The following is a 317-nucleotide window of genomic DNA, read 5'->3' as shown; positions in this document are numbered from 1 at the left end:
TTTACACATTCAAAGTTCTTGCTTTGAGTCCATCAAAACCCTTTGGGTGTTGTATGGTTAAGCCTCACGGGCAATTAGTACAGGTTAGCTCAACGCCTCACAACGCTTACACACCCTGCCTATCAACGTTCTAGTCTCGAACAACCCTTTAGGACCCTCAAGGGGTCAGGGAAGACTCATCTCAGGGCTCGCTTCCCGCTTAGATGCTTTCAGCGGTTATCGATTCCGAACTTAGCTACCGGGCAATGCCATTGGCATGACAACCCGAACACCAGAGGTTCGTCCACTCCGGTCCTCTCGTACTAGGAGCAGCCCCC

Annotated in this window: 1 rRNA gene; it reads right to left on the bottom strand. The window is 51.4% G+C overall.

Going from position 1 to position 317, the window contains the following annotated elements:
- Positions 1-53 precede the first annotated feature (53 nt).
- Positions 54-317 (bottom strand): 23S ribosomal RNA (locus AYW76_RS18610); the annotation flags it as partial.

Origin of the sequence: Marinomonas gallaica (genome assembly GCF_001639745.1) — a bacterium.
GTDB lineage: Bacteria > Pseudomonadota > Gammaproteobacteria > Pseudomonadales > Marinomonadaceae > Marinomonas > Marinomonas gallaica.
This window is presented reverse-complemented; position numbering and strand designations above follow the sequence as displayed.